Here is a 6,000-nt window from a genome sequence, read left to right as displayed (position 1 = left end):
TTCAGGATAAACGCCTTCTGGGCGTCCGAAAACTTCGAGGCCTTCATCGTCGTCGCTCCTCCCAGTCGAGGGATTTACGCAGCGCCAACTCTAGCCAAAAATGGTCCAGTTTGCCGGCCTCAGATCATGGGTCACAAAGAGGATTGCCATGTCTGGGCGGAGCCGTTCGAGCAAGTCAAGAATCTGCTTTTGCGTGGTTACATCGAGAGCAGAGGTCGGCTCGTCAGCGATGAGAAGCTTCGGCTTCATCGGGAGCGCCATTGCAATCATGACGCGCTGATTCATTCCGCCTGGCATTTCGTGCGGATAGTTTCTCATCGTCTCTTTGGGATCATCGATCCCCACATCGCAGAGTAGATCTGCAGCTCTTTCGCTCGCCTCTTTCTTGCTAGCCGCCGATCATCTGGACAGTCTCGCGAAGCTGGAATCCAATGTTCCGAACGGGGTTAAGATATAGGCTCGGCTGTTGGTAGATCATTGCACGCAGGCGGCCGATCGACATCGGCAAGAGGCCTGCCTTCGATGTGAATATCGCCGAGACATTTCAGCTCGGTACTTGCTACTCCCATGATGGTCGAACACAAGACGCTTTTTCCGCTGCCGCTTTCGCCGACAAGCGCGAAAAACTCACCTTTCCGCAACTCGAACTGAACGGCATCCAAGAGGCGCGTCTCGGGTCGGTCTGCAAGAACAACCGTCAATCCAGTAATGCTCAGAAGCGGCGGGCTGCCAGCCGCCATGGCTGGGCGCCCGGCATTCCCTTGCTCAAAAGTGTGAACAAAAGGTGCTTCAAGTGCGTGCAAACTGGTTTGGTCCATGATTCCACCTTTCGAGCAGACAATAGTCTTCTGCGTCTGGCCCAAGGCGTTCTCGGCTAGGCGTTGATTGCGCCTGGCCGAAAATCTATTAAACCGGTTGGCGTCGGTGCCCACTTGATGTTGGCGCGCTTTCCAAAGAACTCGCCAAGCGAATGGAGCACCGTTCCTGGTGGATCAATCTCGTCGAATATGTCCAGCATCTCTTGATAGGCAGCTCGCCTTTGCGCCGGGTCCTTCACCGTCAGCAAAGTTGTCTCCAGCACATTGAATCTGTCGTTCCGCCAATACCCACCCCTCTGAAAGTTGCTCTGAGACCCCCAGCGCGAGACGAACGATGCTGTGGGATCGGGGTAGATTGCGCCAACCTTTCCCATGCTCCCTCCCGAACCGTATTAAAACATCTGCAGCGATCGGGATTCAAGGTCGGATATGAACTCACGCCCGACGTAGACGCCGCAATAACAGCTGAACGGGTCGTCAACATTTGGGCTCGGGACAGAGAGAGCCATCTTCTGACAGAGATGTATCACAGCCTTTCCGAGGAGCCATGGTTTGGCGTCGCCTTCTCACGTCAGACTTCCGATGGCTCTCCACTTATCGCGAGTACCCTCCCGCTTTCCGCTGTCATGGCCGAACACCCACGAAGTGCGGACCTCGTCGTTTGGTCTCGCCGATTGCGGAGCGGCTAATCGGAGCGCTTCGCAAGATGCCGTGTACTACGATGGGACCTATCCGATCGGCGTTGGTATGCACGGAGGGCTTTCGGGGCACGAGCTGACTTCATTATGCATCCTTTGGCGATGCCTTTAGAAGCGGAGTTGTTGCTACCCCAACCAGTATCGTTGATCTGGTGCCGACGATCCTTTCCAGCTTGGGACTGCCGCTACCGTCGACGGTGCACGGCCGTATCATCGATGAAGCTTTGCAAGATCGCGAGGTCGGAGGTCAGTATGATGTCGAAGATGCGAGCGTCTCAATTGCCTGTTCAGCGCGCCGGTCAACTGTCTGCCGGGAGCTTTACCGGCAACGTCTTTATCTGAGGGAAGCGGCCGTGACCCGGCTCGTGCAACCGAAGAATGATAGACCTGGCGCTGATCCGACGCAATTGAAAGCCTGAACCACGGAGCATTTGACCTATGTATCAAGGAAAGCGCTAGGAGTTTGTTCGGTCGAACATCGAAGAAGCCATTGCCTCGAGCCGATTTCGGCCAGGCGAAAATTGCCAATGACGTAGAGCTTGCTCTCGAATATGGTGTCAACCGGCACACCGTAAGATACGCCATTCGGGCACTTGAGCAGGAACGACTGCTCCGTGTCGAGCAGGGGAGGGGCACCTTCGTTGTCGAACATCCAACACCCTATCTGCTCTCCCCTCAAACCCCTGACCGATAATCTCTTCTCCCAACGTCGCCTGGCGCGTCGTAAGATCCTGTCTGCTGCAACGATAAAGGCAGACGAGCGGCTCGCCGGCTACCTCGACTTGCAAGCTCGTGACGATGTGCTGCGCATCGACACGCTGAGCTATCAGGACGAGATCCCAATCGTCATTGCGCATAGCTACTTTCCGGCGAAACGCACTCCCGGACTGCTGGACAAATTCTCTGGCGCCAACTCGATCTCCACAGCTCTCAGGCGCATCGGAATTGACGACTACTCGCAACAGTGGGTGACGATAAGCGCACGTCTGCCCTCTGCGCAGGAGGCGCGCCTGCTTGGAATGTCCACTTCGGCGCCGGTCTTCGTCAAGGAGAGCCTTGACTGCTCCGGCCGTATTCCGATCAAATTTGGCGAGAATGTACTGTGCGCACCAAGAATCAGCTTCAGATTCGATTTTAAAGAGATTAGTTCCGCGGAGCAGCCGCTTGCAGGAAAGCCTCGATCCGGAAAAGCGCAAGCGAGGAAATCGAGATCATCTGCCCCCTTCAAGGTCTAGGTCCCTCCGGTTCCTGCGGTCGAAGCGGCTGGGAGCGCAATAACTATTTTCTACCACCTCGCTTGTGGGGGTGTGTTTCACGCTTCATGCCAGGACGAGCCGCTCGCGTTTTGCTGAGGCAATAGGCGGCCGCGTTGGTTGCGGCCCCCGATCAAGCTTGCGGGGCTTGGCATCGTTACGCGGCCTGGGAGGCAGCCGCGCAGGTCGTGAAGAGGCGCAGCGTCAAACCTTCCGTGATCGTCGTGAACCTCGCCCCTGCGCGGTTGGATCAAACGTCGGCTTTTGCGAAGATGCGTTCGGCGGTACGAAGATCTTCCGCATCATCAATTTCGTACCACCTGAGGTCATCGCATCTCACCGCAGCAAGCTGCAGGCCTTGTGTTTCCACGAGATAGGAAAGAAGCTCCTCAGTGTAGGCCTGGGTAGCTCCGGCCTTGATCATATCGTCTAGGGCCGGAACGAGCTCTGTCCGCAGAGTAGACGCGGACAGCCGCAACAGATTCATCGTCTTGTAAAGAGGCGGGTCATCCGCCATGAGATTTCTCGCTGTTTGTTTCAAACGAAATTCTGAAATGAAGCCAAGATCGGACAACAGGACCGCTGATCCCTGCATCAGCTGATCGAAGGGAGCGACAGCCGCTGCGTCGGGCGCTTCACTGATGAGCAGCTGCCGCAATACATTTTCCTCGAAGAAGACGTCGCCCTCAAGAAGAAAGCAGTCTCCGGAAAGCAGCGCGTCTCGCGCCAGCCATAGCGAATAGGCGCTGCCAGTACGATCGTAAACGGAGGATTCGACATATTTGACGTCAACCCCGCCAAAGCGGCCACCGCAGCTATCTTTGATCGCCTCTTTGCGATACCCGACAACAATCGTTACCTGTTCGACGCCGACACGGTCAAGGTTATGTAGCGCGTTGTGCAGGATGGGAGTGCCGTTAACTTGGACAAGGGATTTCGCGGTTAGATCCGTTAGCGGCCGCAGACGAGAGCCAACGCCAGCGGCAAGAATGAGAGCATTCTTGGGAGCATTCACTGGCATTTCATTCGCTTTCTTTAATCCCGCGCCTAACTCCGTGAGCATCGCGAGCGTTCTGTTCTTCCCTTCGGCCGCAGACCTGTTTAGATCGTCCCGGAGATCGAAAGGGCTAGGTCGTCACCCACGTGCATCTGGATTGCCTACCGCCTGGCGAGGGGAAGCTGTTTAGTGCTGTGCAAAGCTTCTCTGGCATTATAGGTCCGACTGCCTGTTGGTTGACACTTAGAGGGAGACCGCCGAGAGGGCACATCGGAGGACTTTCGAAGAAGGGGACGTTATGTGATAAACCCTCTCAGCATGGACTAGCGAGGCTGCAGATATCGCTTTTCGGCCGCGGCGAGCTCGTCATACCTCAGAAGCTCGAATATCTCGCTGAGCGGGGCGATATGGGGCTCAATGCCCGCAACGCCCTCTTGAGCTGCGATACTATCGCAGACGCGCCGCATTGCAGCTGCCGCAGCTCGCAAGGAGTGATTGGCCCAGATGACCGTGGAGATCCCCGCATCACGAAAGGTTGACACTGGTGTTCGATAGTACGTCGTCGGAACGATCACAACGGGTAGCCGGTTCCGCCACTCGGTGACGAACGAAAGCATTTCGTAAGCGGTACTTTTTCGCGAGTGAATCAGGATTGCATCGGCGCCTGCCTCGGCATAGGCATGAGCACGCAAGATGGCTTCATTCAATCCATGTCCAGCGATTAGCGCTTCGATCCTGGCCACGAGAACAACGTGTTCAGCGACCGTGTCCTTCACCGCCCGTAGACGACCGGAAAATTCATCGATATCGGCGAGCGGATGCCGCTCACCAATGAGCGAGTTCAGCTTCGGGAAGCAGCTGTCCTCAAGCGAGACGCCCGCCGCGCCAGCCTGATGAAGTTTGCGTGCGAGGAGGCGAGCATTGTTGAAATTGCCGAAGCCCCCGTCACCGTCAACGAGCACAGGTAGCTCGGTTGAGTCCACTATGCGTTCCACGCTCTGGACGAGCTGGGTCCATGAAGCTTCATTGGCATCGCGATAGCCGAGCGAACTGGCAATCGACAAACCAGAGGCCCAGAGCCCCTTGAATCCCGAGCGCTGCGCGATCGTGGCAGACAGGCCATCATGCGCTTCCATCAGAAACGACAGATCATCATTCGAGCACACCTGGGCGCGAAGCATTTCGACTGGCGACGACTGTGTGCATTGACGACCTGCGGTAGGCCGAACGGCTTGTGGTTGATACTGCATGCCTAAATCCTGGAAGCCGATCCTCGATTGGCGCAAATTTCACTGTTCATATCGTTTTGTCGTGAAGTCGATCAATGACCAGCGTTGGTAGTTTATTGGGGCGTAAAAGCTTGCATGATCGCCATAGGGTTATCGGATGAGCGTCGAGCCGACACGCCGGTTAAAGCTTTGGTGCAAATGAAAGATCTGGGCTCGCGAGCCGCGTCCTACGGCCCTTCACAGAGCATTCAGCCCTGGCGGGAGGAGCGCCTAGTCAAAGGGTGATATCCAGCTCACACAGATGTTAAAATATCGACTGCTACGATTGTCGTAAGTGCTGCTATTGCGTTGCGACGTATGTCGCAATCCGGTCGAGAGGGCTGCAGTTCGATGGCAGGCTCCCGAGAATGGACGGGCATCTCCCAGGAACGTGTCCTGCCGCGCGAGTTTGCGTGTGCCACTGAGTGGCATGGCACTTGCTGATCTCGTTCTTGCCCTCTCGGCTCCGGGAAAAATTCATGGCGGATGTGCAAGAAGTTGTGCTGTCGGAACGGGAAAAACAGTGTTTGCGATGGGTGGAGAAGGGGAAGTCATCCTGGGCCATCGGAGTCATCCTGGGCGTGAGCGTTAACACGGTCAACTTTCATATCAAGAATGCGATGCGAAAGCTGGAAACGACCAGCCGCACCCAGTGCGTCGTCAAGGCGGGGCGTCTGGGTCTTCTTGACTAACGGCCGCAGTTTCGTTGCCGCTGAAGATGGCGTGCAGCTATTTCGTCGCCGGCGCTCGCGTTGGATAATCGGACCCTGCATTCCAAAATGATCCCGGCCATAGGGTTTGGAAATGAGATTTTTCGGCTGCGAGCGGCCTGTTCGGATTGTTGTTGAAATCGATGTCCAAGGCCCAGCTTTCGGTCAGCCGCCCCAGACCAGCCGATATCGAACAGCTGCAGCTTGGCGAAAAGAATAATAATCAAGAGTTGTCGGGGCTAAGATTCGTTCAAGG

At 56.1% G+C, this 6,000-nt stretch carries 8 protein-coding genes; 3 read left to right on the top strand and 5 right to left on the bottom strand.

Annotated features, from left to right (window positions below; genetic code table 11):
- Positions 1-90: 90 nt before the first annotated feature.
- From ACTEK7_RS12525 to ACTEK7_RS12515, 3 genes are all read right to left on the bottom strand, one after another.
- Complete coding sequence (locus ACTEK7_RS12525; RefSeq protein ID WP_368736806.1) at positions 91-345, bottom strand: ATP-binding cassette domain-containing protein; 255 nt, start codon at positions 343-345, stop codon at positions 91-93.
- A gap of 101 nt (positions 346-446) precedes the next feature.
- On the bottom strand, positions 447-863 hold the full coding sequence (locus tag ACTEK7_RS12520) for an ATP-binding cassette domain-containing protein (RefSeq protein ID WP_275945330.1): 417 nt from the start codon (positions 861-863) through the stop codon (positions 447-449).
- Between the two features lie 11 nt (positions 864-874).
- Positions 875-1,192, bottom strand: a complete 318-nt coding sequence (locus ACTEK7_RS12515) for a hypothetical protein (protein WP_225129814.1) — start codon at positions 1,190-1,192, stop codon at positions 875-877.
- A gap of 787 nt (positions 1,193-1,979) precedes the next feature.
- Here ACTEK7_RS12515 and ACTEK7_RS12510 point away from each other — a divergent pair.
- Together ACTEK7_RS12510 and ACTEK7_RS12505 are read left to right on the top strand one after the other, a co-directional pair.
- Positions 1,980-2,210, top strand: a complete 231-nt coding sequence (locus tag ACTEK7_RS12510) for a GntR family transcriptional regulator (protein WP_463671675.1) — start codon at positions 1,980-1,982, stop codon at positions 2,208-2,210.
- Positions 2,158-2,751, top strand: coding sequence for a GntR family transcriptional regulator (locus tag ACTEK7_RS12505; RefSeq protein ID WP_225129811.1), 594 nt, complete (start codon positions 2,158-2,160; stop codon positions 2,749-2,751). The genes ACTEK7_RS12510 and ACTEK7_RS12505 overlap by 53 nt, the downstream gene beginning before the upstream one ends.
- A 268-nt stretch (positions 2,752-3,019) precedes the next feature.
- On the opposite strand, the gene ACTEK7_RS12500 is transcribed toward ACTEK7_RS12505, so the two are convergent.
- On the bottom strand, positions 3,020-3,790 hold the full coding sequence (locus ACTEK7_RS12500; RefSeq protein WP_225129833.1) for a phosphocholine cytidylyltransferase family protein: 771 nt from the start codon (positions 3,788-3,790) through the stop codon (positions 3,020-3,022).
- A 299-nt stretch (positions 3,791-4,089) separates the two neighbouring features.
- Positions 4,090-4,947 (bottom strand): phosphoenolpyruvate mutase, encoded by an 858-nt coding sequence (gene aepX, locus ACTEK7_RS12495; RefSeq protein WP_225129831.1) that lies wholly within the window; start codon positions 4,945-4,947, stop codon positions 4,090-4,092.
- Positions 4,948-5,513: 566 nt separating this feature from the next.
- On the opposite strand from aepX, the gene ACTEK7_RS12490 reads away from it, so the two are divergent.
- Positions 5,514-5,726: a helix-turn-helix transcriptional regulator gene (locus ACTEK7_RS12490; protein WP_225129809.1), complete on the top strand. Its 213-nt coding sequence runs from the start codon at positions 5,514-5,516 to the stop codon at positions 5,724-5,726.
- The last annotated feature ends 274 nt before the right edge of the window (positions 5,727-6,000 follow it).

This window comes from Bradyrhizobium sp. JHI2711 (genome assembly GCF_056156565.1).
The sequence above is the reverse complement of the archived record's forward strand: the minus strand, read 5'-3'. Positions and strand labels throughout refer to the sequence as shown.

Excerpts from the sequence above, each read along its gene's own strand:
- ACTEK7_RS12515 (WP_225129814.1), bottom strand. The coding sequence starts at position 1,192 with ATGGGAAAGGTTGGCGCAATCTACCCCGATCCCACAGCATCGTTCGTC.
- ACTEK7_RS12500 (WP_225129833.1), bottom strand. The coding sequence starts at position 3,790 with ATGCCAGTGAATGCTCCCAAGAATGCTCTCATTCTTGCCGCTGGCGTT.
- aepX (WP_225129831.1), bottom strand. The coding sequence starts at position 4,947 with ATGCTTCGCGCCCAGGTGTGCTCGAATGATGATCTGTCGTTTCTGATG.
- ACTEK7_RS12490 (WP_225129809.1), top strand. The coding sequence starts at position 5,514 with ATGGCGGATGTGCAAGAAGTTGTGCTGTCGGAACGGGAAAAACAGTGT.